This window comes from Streptococcus sp. AS20, assembly GCF_000524255.1.
Taxonomy (GTDB): Bacteria; Bacillota; Bacilli; order Lactobacillales; family Streptococcaceae; genus Streptococcus; species Streptococcus constellatus.
The window spans coordinates 112,344-130,801 of sequence record NZ_JANS01000006.1 but is presented as its reverse complement, the minus strand read 5'-3'; the positions used below and the strand labels follow the sequence as shown (position 1 = coordinate 130,801).

The following is an 18,458-nucleotide window of genomic DNA, read 5'->3' as shown; positions in this document are numbered from 1 at the left end:
GAAGACTCCGACCCAAGCGGATAGCAACGAACCAAAAGGTAAGGACCAAACGGAAAACCAATCTAATACCAATTCAGGTACAAAAGCTTTACCAAATACTGGTGAAACTAATAGCCCATTCTTTACAGCTGCTGCAATGGCTGTCATTGTAAGTACAGGTGTATTATATGGTTTAGCACGTAACAAGAAAAGTGAAGAGACAGAGTAGTAAGTCTGGTAACGTACTCATATAGGCTCTTTATTAACTGTAGTGAGTTGACTGCATCTAACATCGAGAGAGGACAAAAAGTTGTCTTCTCTCTTTTGATGTTTAAGGCAATGAAAATGTGTGTTTTAAAGTTTGAAAAGTTTTAAAATCCGGAAGCTAGGTATTTGAGGTCCTTGATAAGCTTACTGATTGACTCCAAATTGGCATTGAAAATAAGAAAGCTTCAAGGTGCTCAGGATCTTGTTCTTGCCTTTCAAGAATGTCCTGAAGATAATCTGAAAGATAGGACGGACATTCGAGTAGGAGAAGTCGTTTTTGAATGAAAACTCTTTTAGTTTTGAGCCGTATATTTTTGTAGTAAAAAATATACCCGACAAAGGTAAGTGTAACAGTGGTACTGACATCTTAGATGATAATAGTAAATCAGTCCGTTCTCTTTGTAAGTTAATTTCATCGAAAAAGCACCCCAAAAGTTAGTCAGTAAATCTAACTTTTGGGGTGCAGTCGATAAAGGTAAGTGCTAGTTTTTTTATTGTTCAATCTTTACTGAAAAAGAATGGAGGTGCAAATTGTTTTAATTTGTTAAAACAGTCTTGCGCTTTTTGATTGTCCTCACAGATAATCAAGCAGACATCATCACCACAGACGGTTGCAACAATCTCAGAAAACTCCAAAGCGTCTAAGATAGAGCCGAATGATTGTGCCAAACCAGGGAGCGTTTTCATAACAACTTGATTTTGAACGGGTCGCAGCATAATCAAAGCATCTTCCATGTAGAGGCGCAAGCGCTTTTCCCAGCGTGAAGGCGCCATGCTGTTGATAATATAATAAGAAACATCCGCTTCGTGCACTTTTACTAAATTTAAAGCTTTGATGTCGCGAGAAAGAGTAGATTGTGTGACAGTAACACCGTTTGCAGAAAGCAAATCTTGTAATTCTTGCTGTGTATGAATTTTTTTCTCTAGGACAAGCGAACGAATTAATCGATGACGGCTTTCAATTTTATTCATATTTCACCTATTATTTTATAAACATAGCATCTCCAAAGCTGAAAAAGCGGTATTTTTCATCAATGGCATGTTGATAAGCGGAGAGCACCAATTCTCGCCCTGCAAAGGCTGAAACGAGCATAACGAGAGTTGACTTGGGCAGATGGAAATTGGTAGAGAAAGCGTCTACGACTTTCCAATCGTAACCTGGTTTGATAAAAATGTTGGTCCAGCCGGAGTCAGCTTTAATTTCTCCATTAAACTTTGAGCCAATTGTCTCTAGTGTACGGATAGAAGTCGTTCCGACAGCTATGACACGTTTTCCACTAGCCTTGACTTGTCGAAGCGTTTCAGCGGCCTCGTCTGATAAAGTGTAAAATTCTGAGTGCATTTCATGTTCATCTACATTGTCTACAGAGACAGGTCGGAAGGTGCCTAGCCCGACGTGAAGCGTTAGATAAACTAATTTCACGCCTTTTGCTTCAATCTTAGCAAGCAATTCTTTTGTAAAATGAAGCCCCGCAGTTGGAGCAGCAGCTGAGCCATTTTCCTTGGCATAGACTGTTTGATAGCGTTCGCGATCTTTTAGTTTTTCGTGTATGTAAGGTGGTAAAGGCATTTCACCGAGACTTTCAAGCACTTCTAAGAAAATCCCTTGATAGTGAAAACGTACAATTCGTCCGCCGTGTTCTAATTCTTCTAAGACAGTTGCTGTCAAGCGTCCATCGCCAAAAGAAATAGCCGCTCCAACTTTTAAGCGTTTAGCTGGCTTTGCCAGCACTTCCCAATTATCACCTTCAGTGTTTTTCAAGAGTAGCAATTCAACATGCCCGCCTGTTTCAGGTTTTTCGCCGTGAAGGCGTGCTGGTAAAACGCGCGTATCGTTCATGACCAAAGCATCTCCAGGATGTAATTGATTAATGATTGCATCGAAGTGCGTATCTTCCATTTGACCAGTTTTGTGATTTACGACTAAGAGACGTGAGGCATCCCGTTTTTCTAAAGGGGTTTGTGCAATTAATTCTTCTGGCAAATGAAAGTCAAAATCAGCAGTATTCATATATTCTCCTTAAGCTGTAACTAAAATCCATAACGAATAACAACAAGCAAGCAGTGGCAGACACATGAGTAAAATTCCTAAAATCAGTAAGAGATAACGCCACATTTGCTTGGTGTTGAGAAAGATTGCAGTAATAAGAAAAGCAACTCCCATGAAAAATAAACAGAATAAATAGACTAACATTCTTCTATTATAGCACGATTTTTCGTGCAAACAAGCGTGGATTTTTTAAAAAGAAACAAATTCTCTTGACAAAAATTGGTCTATACCATATAATATAATTAAGTAAAGAAAAGGAGCTCAACGATGAGAATTATTCAAGTAGAAAATCAAGCAGCCGGTGGCAGAGTAGCCTTTGAATTGTTAAAAGAAAAATTAGCTGAAGGAGCAAAAACGATAGGTTTGGCAACAGGAAGCAGTCCTTTGAGTTTTTATGAGCAAATTGTTGAAAGTGACCTTGATTTGTCAGACTTAACCAGTGTGAATCTAGACGAGTACATAGGATTAAGTGGGGAAAATCCTCAGTCTTATCGTTATTTTATGCAAGAACATTTATTTAATCAAAAGCCTTTTAAAAAAAGCTTTTTACCAAATGGTGTTGCTGAAGACGCGGAAGCAGAAGTGAAACGCTACAACCAAATTTTGGTAGAGCATCCCGTTGACCTGCAAATTTTGGGAATTGGTACAAATGGTCATATTGGGTTTAATGAACCAGGGACGAGCTTTGATAGTACTGTTCATGTAGTGGATTTGGAGCAATCAACTATTGAAGCGAATGCTCGTTTCTTTGATAAAATAGAAGATGTACCGACGCAAGCTTACTCAATGGGGATTCGGAATATTCTCGATGCAAAATCTATTATTTTATTTGCTTATGGTGCTTCAAAAGCTAAAGCGATTGCAGGAACAGTAGAAGGACCGATTACAGAAGAATTGCCTGGAAGTGCTCTTCAAAAACATGAAGATGTGGTTGTTATCGCAGATAAAGAAGCCTTAAGCATTTTAAAAAAATAAGAATCTATTTCCTATCTAATTTTTAGGTAGGTTTTTTATTATTTAAAAAAAATTCCTTATCTTACAGGGAAAATATGCTATACTAGAAGATAAGTGAGAACTCAGGAGGATTCTAGTGAAAAAGTTGTTAACTATTGTTTGTTTTTTTGTGTTGTGTGTGGGAACAATCACTATTCATGCGGACGAGTTAGTTGATATGGCGCAAAAAATGTATCCAGACGAAAAGGTCAATCCAATCAATCGTCCGAAATCATCCTTGATAGTAGATGCTAATACGGGAAATATTCTTTGGCAAGATAATATCGATGAAGTTCGTGACCCAGCTAGCATGAGCAAATTGATGACTTTGTATTTAGTTTTTGAAGCGATTCAGCAAGGAAAGTTGAGTGAAAATACAGTTATCAAAGCGACACCACGTGATCAGGCTATTGCAAATATTTACGAGATTTCCAACAATAAAATAGTAGCCGGTGTAGATTATACTGTTTCTGAATTGATTACCATGACAGCAGTTCCTTCATCAAATGCAACGACAGTTATGTTGGCGAATTATCTATCAAACAATGATCCAGATACATTTTTGGACATGATGAATGCCAAAGCAAAAGAGTTGGGCATGACCAATACAAAATGGTTTAATGCCAGTGGAGCTGCAGCGGTTTCTTTTAAAGGATTATACACGCCACAACGTTATGATAATAATGCTGCCAATCAGACAACAGCACGTGATTTAGCTATTTTAAGCTACAATTTTGTCAAAAATTATCCAAATATTTTAAACTACACAAATAAATCAGTTGTAACGGTGAAAAAGGGAACGCCGTATGAAGAAACTTTTGAAACTTATAATTACTCACTTCCTGGTGCAAGATATGCTATAAAGGGGGTTGATGGCTTAAAGACAGGATCAAGTCCACGAGGAGCTTTTAACTACATTGCAACGATTAAGCGTGGAAAACAACGCTTGATTAGTGTTATCATGGGAGTTGGGAATTGGTCTGACCAAGATGGAGAATATTACCGCCATCCATTTGGCAATGCCTTGATTGAGAAAGCTTATGCTGATTATGAGTACAAAAAAATTTTCAAGGCTGGAGAACAAACAATCAATGGAAAAAGATATAACCTGTCAAAAGATTTCTATGCAACTGTGAAAAAAGGGGCGTCAGCAAAACCAGTTGTGGAAAATGGAGTGTTAAAAAATGATAATGGTCTGAAGCAACTTTCTTCGCTCATTGCGGATGGAGAAAGTGTCACAGACGTAAAGGAAAGAGCAACTAAAAATAATACAGCTAAATCAACAGTACAAAGTACTATAGCAAAGTCTAACGGAAAAAGTTTGAAGCAACTGTTTTTAGATTATTATATTTTTATTGCAGTTCCCATAGTGATTTTTTTGTTGATTATTGTTTTTGAAATCATGAGACGAAAGCAAAAAAGAATTCGACGAGATCATAGTGATACCCGGCTTTCTCGTCGTCGGAAGCGTTAAATATATAGTATGGGACAGAAAACTCGATTGGTGATTCCAGTCGAGTTTTGTCACTCTGTTTAGGGGGAAGGAAAAATTATGTTTAGGAAATTTCAAAATAGCTATTTTACCTATTTTTTAATGTATAACTTTTATTTTTTAGCATATGCACTTTTTTCGACTTTAATTTCAGTATATATGCTTGATAAGGGTTATTCAGCTAGTCAGGTGTCACTTGTTGTCTCTGCCTCATTCTTTTCTTCTATGATTGTTCAGCCACTCATGGGAATTTTAAACGATAAGATTGGCATTAAAAAAGTGACCATTTATAGTTTTCTTCTGATTAATATCGCTGCAATCTTTTTTATGCAAGCCAATAATCTTTTATTGTTGACAGTCTGGTATAGTGCTGTTTTAATGTTGGTCAATGGAGTCAATCCTGTTATGGATGTGTTGGCTGCTAGAAGCCCTTATACTTATGGGAAAATCCGTATCTGGGGTACTTTTGGTTATGCAATGGGCTCACAATTAGCAGGATTGATTTATAAATTCATATCACCGCAAGCAATTTTTATCGTGTTTATCGGTATGATGTGTGTGAGTATTCTTGGAGTATTTGGGATTGACCCAAAACATAATCAAGGTTCAAAAAAAGCCACACAAATGAAAAATGACTCTTCTATTGGGAAAATTTTCAAAAACAAAACATATTTGTTTTACCTTCTTATCGTGGCACTCTATTCTGGAGTTGGAAATACAGGGCATACATATATCCCTTCTATGCTAGAGCATAGCGGTTTAAGTGTTAATATGGCGACAACTGTAGTAGCTATTTCTGTAATTTGTGAGTCGCCATTGATTTTCTTTTCTTATCTTTTTATGGATAAGGTTCCAATTAAAAAATTGCTCTATATTCCTTTGGGGATTTTGCTTTTACAGTATGTGATTTATGGATTGGATTTGGGGCTTACTTCCAAAATTCTCTTAACTTTAATGTCAAAGCATGCTACAGGTATGTTGTTGATTATGGTGACTTTGAAGATTGTTGCTAACATAGTAGATGAGAATTATTTGGTCACAGCTATTGCTTTGGTGCAGACAGCGCGCAATTTAGGAACCATTCTTATTCAAAATATTGCAGGAGATATTATTGATAAATCTGGCTATGAAATGATGAGTTTTTTCTTAGCTGGTGTAATGGTTCTAGTGCTTGTTTTAGCTTTCTTTTTGAAAGTACCAAACAAGTCAAATCAAAAATTGTTTGGTTAAGAGAAGTATAAAGGGACTGGATTTTTTCCAGCCTCTTTATTAAGTACTTTGTTACTTTTGATGTTTGAATGAAAAGAGGCATGTACAGATAATGGAATCAATAGCTCGATAGATAGCTAAAAATGATAGTCTAATAGTAAAAGGTGATATTAAATCAAGGGAAGTTCCGTTTATTAAAGTCTACCTATGAATACGAATCTATCATTTTTCCGCATTATTGTGGCAAAAATATAGATTTTAAAAGCGCTTTCTTAGATGTATAATGAAAATATCAAAATCAGGAGGACTTTAGATATGTCAACTTTTAAAGATGGATTTCTCTGGGGTGGAGCTGTTGCGGCACATCAACTGGAAGGTGGCTGGCAGGAAGGTGGAAAAGGTATCAGTGTGGCGGATGTTATGACCGCAGCACGCCATGGAGTGCCTCGGGAAATTACCCCAGGGGTCCTAGAAGGCAAGTACTATCCTAACCATGAGGCCATTGATTTTTATCATCGTTACAAGGGAGATATTGCTCTTTTTGCAGAGATGGGCTTCAAGTGTTTCCGGACTTCTATTGCCTGGACGCGGATTTTCCCTAAAGGAGATGAAATAGAGCCTAATGAAGCTGGTCTGCAATTTTATGATGACCTTTTTGACGAATGCCTCAAGTATGGTATTGAGCCTGTTATCACTTTGTCTCACTTTGAAATGCCTTATCATTTGGTAACTGAGTATGGTGGCTGGAAAAACCGTAAAGTGATTGACTTCTTTGTCCGTTTTGCAGAAGTTGTTTTTGAGCGTTATAAGGATAAAGTCAAATACTGGATGACTTTCAATGAAATCAACAACCAAGCTAATTATCAGGAAGATTTTGCTCCCTTCACCAACTCCGGGATTGTCTATAAAGAAGGCGATGATCGCGAAGCAATCATGTATCAGGCTGCTCACTATGAGTTAGTAGCTTCTGCGCGTGCAGTTAAGGTTGGTCACGAAATCAATCCTGACTTCCAAATCGGTTGTATGATTGCCATGTGCCCTATTTATCCGGCTACTTGTAATCCAAAGGATATTCTTATGGCTATGAAAGCTATGCAGAAGCGTTATTACTTTACAGACGTGCATGTCTTTGGTCGATATCCTGAGCATATTCTCAAATACTGGGAAAGAAAGGGAATCAAGGTGGACTTTAGCGAGCAGGATCAAGAAGACTTGTTGACGGGAACTGTTGACTATATTGGCTTTAGCTACTACATGTCCTTTGCTATTGACTCCCACCGGGAAAATAATCCTTACTTCGACTTGTGTATAATCCAATATTGACCGTTCCATTTATTTTGGCTCCCATCGTCTCTGCTTCGATTGGTTACTGGTCTGTTCAACTTGGACTAGCTGGTAAAGCGATTGCCCAAACACCATGGCCAACACCTATTGGTATTGGAGCATACGTTGGTTCAGGTGGTAATCTTGGTGCCTTTGTGGTTGCACTTATCTGTGCTCAGGCTGCCTTTGTAATTTGGTATCCATTTATTAAGATGTATGATACTAAGTTGTACAAAGAAGAAATGAACGGTGCTGAAGCGATTCAATAAATTTGTTTCCCCTTATAAAAGATTTGAGAAACTTTTTCGGAAGTTTCTCTTTTTTGCGAATAATTTCAGTAAAAGGGGAAAATAATCTATGCTAATAGCTTGTCAGGAAAATGGAAAACTACTAAATGCTGTGGAAGATACGGTAAATCCGCTGAATAGATTTCTTTGTCCAGCTTGTTTGGAGGCGGTCCGTTTTAAAAAAGGAAGAGTCATGCGACCGCATTTTGCTCATGTTTCTTTGAAAGAATGTCATTTTTATACGGAGAATGAAAGCGCAGAACACCTGAATTTGAAAGCTGCTTTGTTTACTTGGGCCAGAAAGTCTAATCATGCAGTTCAAGTGGAAGCGTATTTACCTAAATTGCAACAAATTGCAGATCTGTTAGTAGAGAAACAGATTGCGCTTGAAGTTCAATGCAGTTCGCTGAGTCAAAAGCGCTTAAAAGAGCGTACGGACAGTTATCATCAGCACGGTTATCATGTACTTTGGCTATTAGGAAAGAAACTTTGGCTGAAAGATTCTTTAACTAATTTACAAAAAGATTTTCTTTATTTCAGTCAAAATATGGGCTTTTATCTGTGGGAATTGGATGATAAAAAGCAGGAGCTTCGGCTCAAGTATCTGATTCACGAAGATTTGCATGGCCGAGCTCAATATAAGGTTCAGTCTTTTCCTTTTGGTCAGGGCAGCCTTTTGACTGTTCTGCGAACGCCCTTTCAACAGCAGGAGATGACCAGTTTTCTAGCAAAAGAAGATAAAAATATTTGCCGTTATGTTCGTCAACAACTCTATTATCAACAACCTAAATGGATGAAATTACAGGCAGAATTGTATCAAGCGGGTGATAATTTATTGACTAAAACGACTAGTGATTTTTATCCGCAGGTTCAGCCTGTTCGTGCCAGCTCTTTTTGTCAGATTTTTCAAGACCTCACACCTTATTACCAACAATTTTCAGCTTATTATGAAAAGGAAAAGAATAAAAATTTCCAAATTCTCTATCCTCCAGCTTTTTATACAAGGATTTTATCAGTATTTATGATAGAATAGGAAAGACGGAGGAAATTTTATGGCAAAACAAAGAAATGAAATTGAAGAAAAATACACTTGGGATTTAACGACGATTTTCCCAACGGATGAAGCGTTTGAAATGGAATTAGCGCAAGTTTCAAAGGAATTAAAAGAAGCTAGTCATTTAGCAGGTCATCTTTTGGATTCAGCCGATAGCCTTTTAAAAACGACAGACATCCAAATGGATTTAATGCGTCGTATTGAAAAGCTTTATTCCTATGCTCACATGAAAAATGACCAAGATACGCGTGTGGCAAAATATCAAGAGTATCAAGCCAAGGGCATGGCTACTTATAGCGAGTTCGGGCAGGTGTTTGCTTTCTATGAGCCAGAATTTATGGCAATTACAGATGAACAGTATCAGGCTTTCTTAGCTGAAAAACCTGAATTGCAAATCTATCAGCACTTCTTTGACAAGTTATTGCAAAAGAAACCTCACATCCTTTCTCAACGCGAGGAAGAATTGTTGGCAGGTGCTGGTGAAATTTTTAGTGCTGCTGGTGATACTTTTGGAATTTTGGACAATGCCGATATCGTCTTTCCAATTGTACATGATGAAGAAGGCAATGAAGTACAATTGACGCATGGAAATTACATTAGCTTAGTGGAGTCAAAAAATCGTACAGTCCGTAAGGAAGCTTATGAAGCACTTTATAGCGTTTATGAACAATATCAACATACTTATGCTAAGACACTCCAAACAAATGTTAAGGTGCATAATTACAATGCAAAAGTACGTAAGTTTTCTTCGGCACGCGAAGCAGCCTTGTCTGCTAACTTTATTCCAGAAAGTGTTTATGAGAGCTTGGTGTCTGCAGTCAACAAACATTTACCGCTCTTACATCGCTATGTTCAGTTGCGAGCTAAGATTTTAGGCATTTCAGATCTCAAGATGTATGACGTTTATACACCGCTATCAGAGATAGATTATAAATTTACCTATGAAGCAGCTTTGATGAAAGCAGAAGAAGTTTTAGCAATTCTTGGAGATGATTATCTTAACCGAGTGAAAAAAGCCTTTTCAGAGCGTTGGATTGATGTTTGTGAGAATCAAGGTAAACGGTCAGGGGCTTATTCTGGTGGCTCTTACGATACTAATGCTTTTATGTTGCTGAATTGGCAAGATACCTTAGATAATCTCTTCACCTTGGTTCATGAAACGGGTCACAGTATGCATTCTAGCTATACTCGTGAAACACAGCCTTATGTTTATGGTGATTATTCTATTTTCTTAGCTGAGATTGCTTCTACTACCAATGAAAATATACTGACGGAGAAATTATTGGAAGAAGTAGATGACGATCAAACTCGTTTTGCGATTCTGAATCATTTCTTGGATGGCTTCCGCGGAACTGTTTTCCGCCAAACTCAATTTGCTGAGTTTGAGCATGCTATCCATAAGGCTGATCAAGAAGGTCAAGTCTTAACTAGTGAATTTTTGAATAATTTATACGCAGATTTGAACGAAAAATATTATGGCTTGACGAAAGAAGATAATCCACAAATTCAATATGAATGGGCACGGATTCCGCATTTTTACTATGACTATTATGTATTTCAATATGCGACTGGTTTTTCAGCAGCATCTGCTTTAGCTGATAAAATTGTCAATGGAACACAAGAAGATAAAGAGAAATATCTCCATTATCTCAGAGCAGGAAATTCTGATTATCCGCTGAATGTCATTAAAAAAGCTGGTGTTGATATGGAAAAAGAAGACTATCTCAATGCTGCCTTTACAGTCTTTGAACGTCGTCTTGATGAATTTGAAGCACTTGTAGAAAAGTTGGGCTTGGCATAAAATGGTTGAATCCTATAGTAAAAATGCCAATCACAATATGCGTCGCCCCGTTGTCAAGGAAGAAATAGTTGATTTTATGCGGACACGGCAAAAACGAGTTTCGGGCTCCTTAGAAGAGCTCGAAAATTTTGCTCATGAAGAAAATATTCCCATTATTCCTCACGAAACAGTTGCATATTTTCGTTTTTTGTTAGAAACGTTACAACCTGAAAAAATTTTGGAAATTGGGACAGCCATTGGTTTTTCAGCACTTTTAATGGCAGAACATGCACCACATGCGCAAATTACAACGATTGATCGCAATCCAGAAATGATTGCTCTTGCTAAAGCAAATTTTGCCAAGTTTGATAAGCGCAGGCAAATTACATTGCTTGAAGGAGACGCAATGGCTATTCTTCCCAGCTTGAAAGATTTCTATGACTTTGTCTTTATGGATTCTGCCAAGTCCAAATACGTTGTTTTTCTGCCGGAAGTTCTGAAACACCTTGATTCGGGAGGAATTATCATCATAGACGATGTTTTCCAGGGTGGAGATGTTGCTAAGGATATAATAGAAGTACGTCGAAGTCAGAGAACCATTTATCGTGGCTTGCAAAACTTATTTGATGCAACGCTTGATAATCCAGATTTAACAGCTACCTTATTACCGCTTGGTGATGGTTTGTTGATGATTCGAAAAAAATGAGATATTTGTGATTTTCTTATTATTAACAAGTTTTTAGAAAAATTTAAGATATTAAATTAATTTTATGGTACAATAAGAAAGTGAATTAAATAAAGGAGTTTTCATAATGAAGAAAAAAATTCTAGCAGGAGCTATTACGCTTTTGTCAGTTGTAACATTAGCAGCATGCTCACAAGCTGGTGGTAAAGACATTATCACGATGAAGGGAAATACAATTACTGTCAATGATTTTTATAATAAAGTAAAAAATAATGCAGCTGCTCAACAAGTACTTCTCAATATGACCATTCAAGAAGTTTTTGAAAAGAGTTATGGTAAGCATGTTACAGAAAAAGAAGTCACTGAAACGTTCAATAAGAGTAAGAGCACTTACGGAACTGCTTTTCAACAAGTATTGGCAAGAGCAGGATTGACGGAAGATACTTATCGTGAACAAATCAGAACCAACAAATTGGTCGAATATGCTGTCAAAAAAGCAGCTGAAAAAGAATTGACAGATGCAAATTATAAAAAAGCATACGAATCTTATACACCAGAAGTGACTGCTCAAATTATCAAAGTAGATAACCAAGACAAAGCAAAAGAAGTATTGGCCAAAGCAAAAGCCGAAGGTGCTGATTTCGGACAAATTGCCAAAGAAAATTCTACAGATAAGAAGACAAAAGATAAGGGTGGCGAAGTGAAGTTTGACTCAGCTTCAACAGATGTTCCAGATGCTGTTAAAAAGGCTGCTTTTGCTCTTGAAGCAAATGGTATTTCTGATGTTATCACCGTTAAATCATCAACCTATTCTTCAAGTTATTACATTGTGAAACTAAATAGTAAGTCTGAAAAATCAGCAAACTGGAAAGACTATAAGAAACAACTGAAAAATGTTATCTTGACACAAAAGCAAAACAATCGAACCTTTATTCAAAGAATTGTTGCCAAAGAATTGCAAGCAGCTAACATTAAAGTGAAAGATCAAGCTTTCCAAAATCTGTTCTCACAATATGTCAAGTCAGATAGCAAATCAACATCTAGCTCGTCATCCTCATCAAAATAAGTTGACGAAAAGCTCATAAGCGAGTATAATAAATCTATTGAGAATTGATTTTTGACCTCTTAGCCCAGAGAATTGGCGGTGCTGCAAGCCATGTGAGAGCTAAAACCATGCTACTCAGAGAAAAAATTGCATACATAATGAGAATGACAAGTTCATTGAATGAAGGTGGTACCGCGGTTTTTCGCCCTTCGTCTAGTGAACTTGTTTTTTGGCGGGAATTGTCATGAAAACCTACCTTGTAAAGCAGAAATTTCGCTTTGGTAGTGAAAAGTTTGATATCAAAGATGATCGAGGAAACGTTGATTATCAAGTGGAAGGAAGCTTTTTAAAAATTCCAAAAACCTTCACCATTTATGACTATAAAGGTGAATTAGTGAGTCAGATTAGTAAAAAAACACTTACTTTTTTGCCCCAATTTGAAGTTCAATTGTGCAATGGTTCGAATTTTTATATTCGTAAAAAATTTACCTTTTTACGAGATAAATATGAATTTGACAACTTAGGTTTGCGCGTGGAAGGAAATATCTGGGATTTGGAATTTCGTTTGCTAGATGATCAGGGACAAGTAATTGCAGAGATTTCAAAAGAGTTATTTCATCTGACTTCCACTTATCAGGTTACGATTTATGAGGATTCCTATGCTGATTTGATCATTTCATTATGTATCGCCATTGACTATGTGGAGGCTCTCGAAAATAGCTCTTAGAGTTCGAGATAGGCAATAGGAAAATCATCTAAAGAAAAGTTTTAAGGAGAAGAAAAAATGAAACAATTATCGAGCGCTCAAGTACGCCAAATGTGGTTAGATTTTTGGGCTTCAAAAGGGCATGCTATAGAACCGTCTGTTAGTTTAGTGCCAGTCAATGACCCAACCTTGCTGTGGATTAACTCTGGGGTTGCAACGTTAAAGAAGTATTTTGATGGCACTATTATTCCAGAAAATCCACGGATTACCAATGCGCAGAAAGCGATTCGGACGAATGACATTGAAAATGTCGGAAAAACAGCGCGTCATCATACCATGTTTGAAATGTTAGGAAATTTTTCTATTGGTGATTATTTCCGTGATGAAGCAATTGAGTGGGCCTTTGAACTCTTAACCAGCCCTGAATGGTTTGATTTTCCGAAAGATAAGCTCTATATGACTTATTATCCGGACGATCATGATTCTTATAATCGTTGGATTTCAGTTGGCGTAGATCCAAGCCATTTGATTCCAATTGAGGATAATTTTTGGGAAATTGGTGCAGGACCTTCTGGGCCCGATACAGAAATTTTCTTTGACCGTGGAGAAGCTTTTGATCCTGAACATCAAGGACTTCGTTTACTTGCAGAAGATATTGAAAATGATCGTTACATTGAAATTTGGAATATTGTTCTGTCTCAATTCAATGCAGATCCATCTATCCCACGGAGTGAATATAAGGAGCTACCTCACAAAAATATTGATACAGGTGCAGGTTTAGAGCGTTTGGTGGCGGTTATCCAAGGGGCAAAAACAAATTTTGAAACAGACCTCTTTATGCCAATTATCCGCGAAGTAGAAAAATTATCCGGTAAGAATTATAATCCAGACGGAGATAATATGAGCTTCAAGGTCATTGCAGACCATATCCGTTCTTTGTCATTTGCTATTGGGGATGGTGCTCTTCCGGGAAATGAAGGACGTGGCTATGTTTTACGCCGCTTGCTCCGCCGAGCTTCTATGCATGGTCAAAAATTAGGAATCAATGAGCCTTTCCTTTACAAACTCGTTCCAACAGTTGGGAAAATTATGGAAAGTTATTATCCAGAAGTGCTTGAAAAGCAAGATTTCATCGAAAAAATTGTCAAAAGTGAAGAAGAATCATTTGCTCGTACACTTCATTCAGGTCAACACTTTGCACAAAGTATTGTAAAGGAACTAAAAACAAAAGGACAGTCTGTTATTTCAGGAACTGATGTCTTTAAACTTTATGATACCTATGGTTTCCCAGTAGAATTGACTCAAGAAATCGCTGAAGAAGCAGGTATGACAGTAGATCGTGAAGGTTTTGAAGCTGCTATGAAAGAGCAGCAAGAACGAGCGCGGGCTAGCGTTGTTAAAGGTGGCTCTATGGGCATGCAAAATGAAACACTGCAAAATATCACGGTTGAAAGTCATTTTAACTACGAAAAAGAAACCTTATCTGCGAAGTTGGTTGCAATTGTGGCAGCTGACGAAGAAGTTGAAGAAGTTTCAACTGGGAAGGCTTACCTTGTTTTTTCAGAGACACCATTTTATGCTGAAATGGGGGGACAAGTGGCAGACCATGGACACATTTTTGACTCTGAAGGTCAACTCGTTGCCCAAGTTGTAGATGTTCAAAAAGCCCCAAATGGACAACCGCTCCATACGGTAGAAGTGCTAACACCACTCACGTTAGGCCATGAGTATAAACTTGAAATTGACCACGATCGTCGTCACCGTGTGATGAAGAATCACACTGCAACACACCTACTTCATGCGGCTCTTCATCATGTCTTAGGTAAACATGCAACGCAAGCAGGCTCTCTCAATGAAGTAGAATTTCTTCGATTTGACTTCACTCATTTCCAAGCAGTTACAGCAGAAGAGCTACGTCGCATTGAGCAAGAAGTTAATGAAAAAATCTGGGAAGCAACTGACATCAAAACGATTGAAACAGACATTGATACGGCTAAAGAAATGGGTGCGATGGCTCTCTTTGGAGAAAAATACGGAAAAGAAGTTCGTGTGGTGACAATTGGAGATTACTCTATTGAGTTGTGCGGTGGTACTCACATGAAAAATACTTCTGAAATTGGTCTTTTCAAGATTATTAAAGAAGAGGGAATTGGCTCAGGAACTCGTCGCATTCTTGCGGTAACCAGCAAAGAGGCTTTTGAAGCCTACCGTGACGAAGAAGATGCGCTAAAAGCCATTGCTACAACGCTCAAAGTTCCTCAACTAAAAGAAGTCTCTCATAAAGTTGAAACTCTTCAAGAGCAATTACGTCAATTGCAAAAAGAAAACGCTGAGTTGAAAGAAAAGGCAGCTGCAGCGGCTTCGGGTGAAGTGTTCAAGAATGTTCAAGAAGTTAATGGACATAGTTTTATCGCCAGTCAAGTTTCTGTATCCGATGCTGGAGCTCTTCGTACGTTTGCCGATACTTGGAAACAAAAAGACTATTCAGATGTTCTTGTCCTTGTGGCAGCTATTGGTGAGAAAGTCAATGTCCTTGTAGCTAGCAAGACAAGGGAGATTCATGCTGGTAACTTAATTAAAGAATTAGCACCAATTGTAGATGGTCGTGGTGGTGGTAAACCAGATATGGCTATGGCTGGCGGAAGCAACCAAGCAGCTATTCAAGAGTTACTAAAAGCCGTGCCAGAAAAATTGTAATGTCATATTACTTTAAGCGAGATAGATCTGTGCTTGTCTCTACAAGGATTTCAAAAAATGAAATCTAAGAGAGTTGCATAAAAATCATACAAAAAACGAACAGTTTCGATATTCTGTTAGTCAGAACATCGGAATTATTCGTTTTTTTTATTTGTACGATTAAGTTCTGGCGTTTTATAAATCCAAAAATAGCTTTCATATTTTTGATAGTTACAATTTTATAAAAATATGGTAAAATAGTTTTGGAGATAAAGCGCTTTCATATAGCTAATTATGTTGCGATAAAAAGACAAATATTGCCAGTTAGCGTATGATTTTTTGTAAAAATTTACAAATTTATGACAAAGGAGATGATGTCGTTCAGTAGTACAGTTTAAGGTAGCGGAAACATGCTTTTTAAAGAGAGAAAGGAGATTCTTATGGGACTCATTAAAGCAGGAATTGGTGCTGTAGGCGGCGTATTGGCTGACCAATGGAAAGAATTCTTTTACTGTGATGCCATGGACAAGTCCGTCATGGTGGTCAAAGGACAAAAGCAAGTATCTGGACGTTCATCCAATACGAAGGGCAGTGACAACATTATTTCAAATGGTTCTGGAATTGCTGTTGCAGACGGTCAGTGTATGATGATTGTTGAGCAGGGAAAAATTGTCGAAGTTTGTGCTGAGCCCGGTCAATTCACTTACGACACCTCTAGCGAGCCGAGCATTTTTACAGGTAATTTAGGTGATTCCATTAAGGAGACCTTCAAACAAATCGGAAAACGGTTCACTTATGGTGGTGATACAGGCAAAGATCAGCGTGTTTACTATTTCAATACCAAAGAGCTGATTGATAATAAGTTTGGCACACCAAATCCGATTCCGTTTCGTGTAGTGGACTCAAAAATCGGCTTAGATGTGGATGTTTCTGTCCGTTGCTCTGGTGTTTATTCTTATAAGATTGCAGACCCACTTCTTTTCTATACCAATGTCTGTGGCAATGTCGAAAAAGAATATTTACGTGAAGAATTAGAATCACAACTGAAAACAGAATTTATCAGTGCTCTTCAACCAGCATTCGCTACATTGTCTGATTTAGAATTGCGACCAAATCAAATTGTTAGCCATAATACAGAACTCGAAAATGCTATGAATGAAGCACTCTCTAGCAAATGGGGCGAGCTTCGTGGTTTGAAAGTCATCAGTGTAGCTCTTGGTTCAGTAACTCTTCCAGACGAAGATGCTGAAATGATTAAGCAGGCTCAACGTGTGGCTATTATGAAGGACCCAACCATGGCAGCGGCTACCTTAGTCGGTGCACAGGCAGATGCTATGAAAGCAGCGGCTGAAAATCCAGGTGGTGCGATGACTGGCTTTATGGGAGTAGGAATGGCAGCGGGCGCAGGCGGTATGAATGCCCAAAATCTTTTTGCTATGGGACAAGAGCAGGCCGCTAGTCAGCAAACGCAAACAGCGAGTGCAACCTCTCAAACTCAAACTACTGCAGATAAATGGACTTGTCCAAATGGGCATGAAGCATCCGGCAAGTTCTGTCCAGAATGCGGTTCACCAAAACCTGTGAGTGACAGCTGGACTTGTACTTGTGGGACTGTCAATAATGGTAAATACTGTTCAAACTGTGGTCAACCGAAACCAGAAACCCGCCGTCAATATCGTTGTAGCAATTGTGGCTGGCAACCAGAAGATGCTTATAATCCACCTAAATTCTGCCCTGAATGTGGCAATGTATTTGATGAAAATGACCTTGTTTAAAAGCTTTTCTAACTATCTCATAGCTCGATGACAGTAGAAAGGAGGTCATCATGGCTGATTTACAAGAATATAAATGTCCAAATTGTGGCGGTGCTCTTGAATTTAATAGTTCAATCCAGAAAATGAAGTGTCCTTATTGTGATTCCGAATTGGATATGTCAAGTTTGAAGGAATTGGATGAACAATTAAAAACCCAGACTGATGAAAATATGACCTGGAGTATGCAGGCTGGTGGTGAATGGGATACGGGCGAGATTGATCAGCTATCAGTTTATGTCTGTAAATCTTGTGGTGGTGAAATTGTTGCTGACGAGTCAACAGCAGCCACTTCGTGTCCATTCTGCGATAATCCTGTTGTTATGATGGGACGCTTTGCTGGTGATTTAAAGCCAGATTATGTGATTCCATTCAAATTAGATAAAAAGGCAGCAAAGGCGAATCTGAACAAGCATCTCATGGGGAAACGTCTCTTGCCAAAAGTTTTTAAAGACCAAAATCATATTGATGAAGTAAAGGGGGTTTATGTTCCGTTCTGGCTTTTTGACACAGAAGCAGATGCGGATGTTCATTATAAAGCAAGCAGGATTAGAACATGGAGTGATAGTGAGTATGACTATACCGAAACAAGCTATTTTTCAGTTATTCGTTCCGGTCAGTTAGCGTTTGAACATATCCCAGTAGACGGTTCAAGTAAATTGGATGATCAATTAATGGAATCCATTGAACCCTTTGATTTTTCAGAAGCTGTTGATTTTCAGACAGCTTACCTAGCAGGATACCTAGCAGATAAATATGATGTCGGAGCCGAGGAGAGCATTACTCATGCTAACAGCCGTGTCAAGCAAAGCACGGAGGAAGCCTTTGAAGATACAGTTACGGGGTTTTCTGCCGTTACCCCAGAATCTTCGAATATTCGCTTGATAAATGGTTCAACTAAGTATGTTCTCTATCCAGTTTGGCTCTTAAATACGACTTGGAGGGGCAAAAAGTTTGTCTTTGCGATGAATGGTCAGACTGGTAAATTCGTCGGAGATTTGCCCTTAGACAAGCAAGCTTATAGACGTTGGCTAATTGGACTGGGCGTGGCTGCAAGTTTAGTTAGTTATGCGGCTGTATGGATGATTCACTTACTGTAAG

Annotated in this window: 14 protein-coding genes and 3 pseudogenes; 14 read left to right on the top strand and 3 right to left on the bottom strand. The window is 38.1% G+C overall.

Annotated elements, in window-relative coordinates; translation table 11 throughout:
* Positions 1–208, top strand: a 208-nt coding sequence (locus HMPREF1514_RS04095) for an LPXTG cell wall anchor domain-containing protein (protein ID WP_037597422.1), incomplete at its 5' end; no start/stop codon positions are given.
* A gap of 57 nt (positions 209–265) precedes the next feature.
* On the opposite strand, the pseudogene HMPREF1514_RS09660 reads toward HMPREF1514_RS04095, so the two are convergent.
* From HMPREF1514_RS09660 to queA, 3 genes and pseudogenes are all read right to left on the bottom strand, one after another.
* Positions 266–507, bottom strand: a pseudogene (locus HMPREF1514_RS09660) (transposase); the annotation flags it as partial.
* A 237-nt stretch (positions 508–744) separates the two neighbouring features.
* Complete coding sequence (locus HMPREF1514_RS04090; protein ID WP_003069883.1) at positions 745–1,218, bottom strand: arginine repressor; 474 nt, start codon at positions 1,216–1,218, stop codon at positions 745–747.
* A 10-nt stretch (positions 1,219–1,228) separates the two neighbouring features.
* On the bottom strand, positions 1,229–2,257 hold the full coding sequence (gene queA / locus HMPREF1514_RS04085) for a tRNA preQ1(34) S-adenosylmethionine ribosyltransferase-isomerase QueA (RefSeq protein ID WP_037597420.1): 1,029 nt from the start codon (positions 2,255–2,257) through the stop codon (positions 1,229–1,231).
* Positions 2,258–2,563: 306 nt separating this feature from the next.
* On the opposite strand from queA, the gene HMPREF1514_RS04080 reads away from it, so the two are divergent.
* The 13 genes and pseudogenes from HMPREF1514_RS04080 (at position 2,564) to HMPREF1514_RS04020 (ending at position 18,457) form a co-directional block, all read left to right on the top strand.
* The gene (locus HMPREF1514_RS04080; protein ID WP_003069878.1) at positions 2,564–3,271 is read left to right on the top strand and encodes a glucosamine-6-phosphate deaminase; all 708 of its coding nucleotides are present in this window, start codon (positions 2,564–2,566) and stop codon (positions 3,269–3,271) included.
* A gap of 115 nt (positions 3,272–3,386) precedes the next feature.
* Positions 3,387–4,763, top strand: coding sequence for a DUF1958 domain-containing protein (locus HMPREF1514_RS04075; protein ID WP_037597418.1), 1,377 nt, complete (start codon positions 3,387–3,389; stop codon positions 4,761–4,763).
* A gap of 78 nt (positions 4,764–4,841) precedes the next feature.
* Positions 4,842–6,011 (top strand): MFS transporter, encoded by a 1,170-nt coding sequence (locus HMPREF1514_RS04070; RefSeq protein ID WP_037597415.1) that lies wholly within the window; start codon positions 4,842–4,844, stop codon positions 6,009–6,011.
* Between the two features lie 294 nt (positions 6,012–6,305).
* Positions 6,306–7,292: pseudogene (locus tag HMPREF1514_RS04065) on the top strand (6-phospho-beta-glucosidase); the annotation flags it as partial.
* A pseudogene (celB, locus tag HMPREF1514_RS04060) lies at positions 7,286–7,582 on the top strand (PTS cellobiose transporter subunit IIC); the annotation flags it as partial. The pseudogenes HMPREF1514_RS04065 and celB, both read left to right, overlap by 7 nt.
* Positions 7,583–7,670: 88 nt before the next feature.
* A complete protein-coding gene (locus HMPREF1514_RS04055; protein ID WP_003069867.1) occupies positions 7,671–8,633 on the top strand; it encodes a competence protein CoiA in 963 nt (320 codons plus the stop codon).
* A 19-nt stretch (positions 8,634–8,652) separates the two neighbouring features.
* Positions 8,653–10,455, top strand: a complete 1,803-nt coding sequence (gene pepF / locus HMPREF1514_RS04050; protein WP_037597412.1) for an oligoendopeptidase F — start codon at positions 8,653–8,655, stop codon at positions 10,453–10,455.
* A 1-nt stretch (position 10,456) separates the two neighbouring features.
* Positions 10,457–11,140 (top strand): O-methyltransferase, encoded by a 684-nt coding sequence (locus tag HMPREF1514_RS04045; RefSeq protein WP_037597410.1) that lies wholly within the window; start codon positions 10,457–10,459, stop codon positions 11,138–11,140.
* 106 nt (positions 11,141–11,246) lie between these two features.
* Positions 11,247–12,185 (top strand): peptidylprolyl isomerase PrsA, encoded by a 939-nt coding sequence (gene prsA, locus HMPREF1514_RS04040; protein WP_003069861.1) that lies wholly within the window; start codon positions 11,247–11,249, stop codon positions 12,183–12,185.
* Positions 12,186–12,408: 223 nt separating this feature from the next.
* Positions 12,409–12,891, top strand: a complete 483-nt coding sequence (locus HMPREF1514_RS04035; RefSeq protein ID WP_020997696.1) for an LURP-one-related/scramblase family protein — start codon at positions 12,409–12,411, stop codon at positions 12,889–12,891.
* A gap of 57 nt (positions 12,892–12,948) precedes the next feature.
* Positions 12,949–15,567, top strand: a complete 2,619-nt coding sequence (gene alaS, locus HMPREF1514_RS04030) for an alanine--tRNA ligase (RefSeq protein ID WP_037597407.1) — start codon at positions 12,949–12,951, stop codon at positions 15,565–15,567.
* A gap of 419 nt (positions 15,568–15,986) precedes the next feature.
* Positions 15,987–17,321 carry an SPFH domain-containing protein gene (locus tag HMPREF1514_RS04025; protein ID WP_037597404.1) on the top strand — a complete coding sequence of 445 codons (1,335 nt, stop codon included), beginning with the start codon at positions 15,987–15,989 and terminating at the stop codon, positions 17,319–17,321.
* Positions 17,322–17,371: 50 nt separating this feature from the next.
* The gene (locus HMPREF1514_RS04020) at positions 17,372–18,457 is read left to right on the top strand and encodes a hypothetical protein (RefSeq protein ID WP_003069849.1); all 1,086 of its coding nucleotides are present in this window, start codon (positions 17,372–17,374) and stop codon (positions 18,455–18,457) included.
* Position 18,458 lies beyond the last annotated feature (1 nt).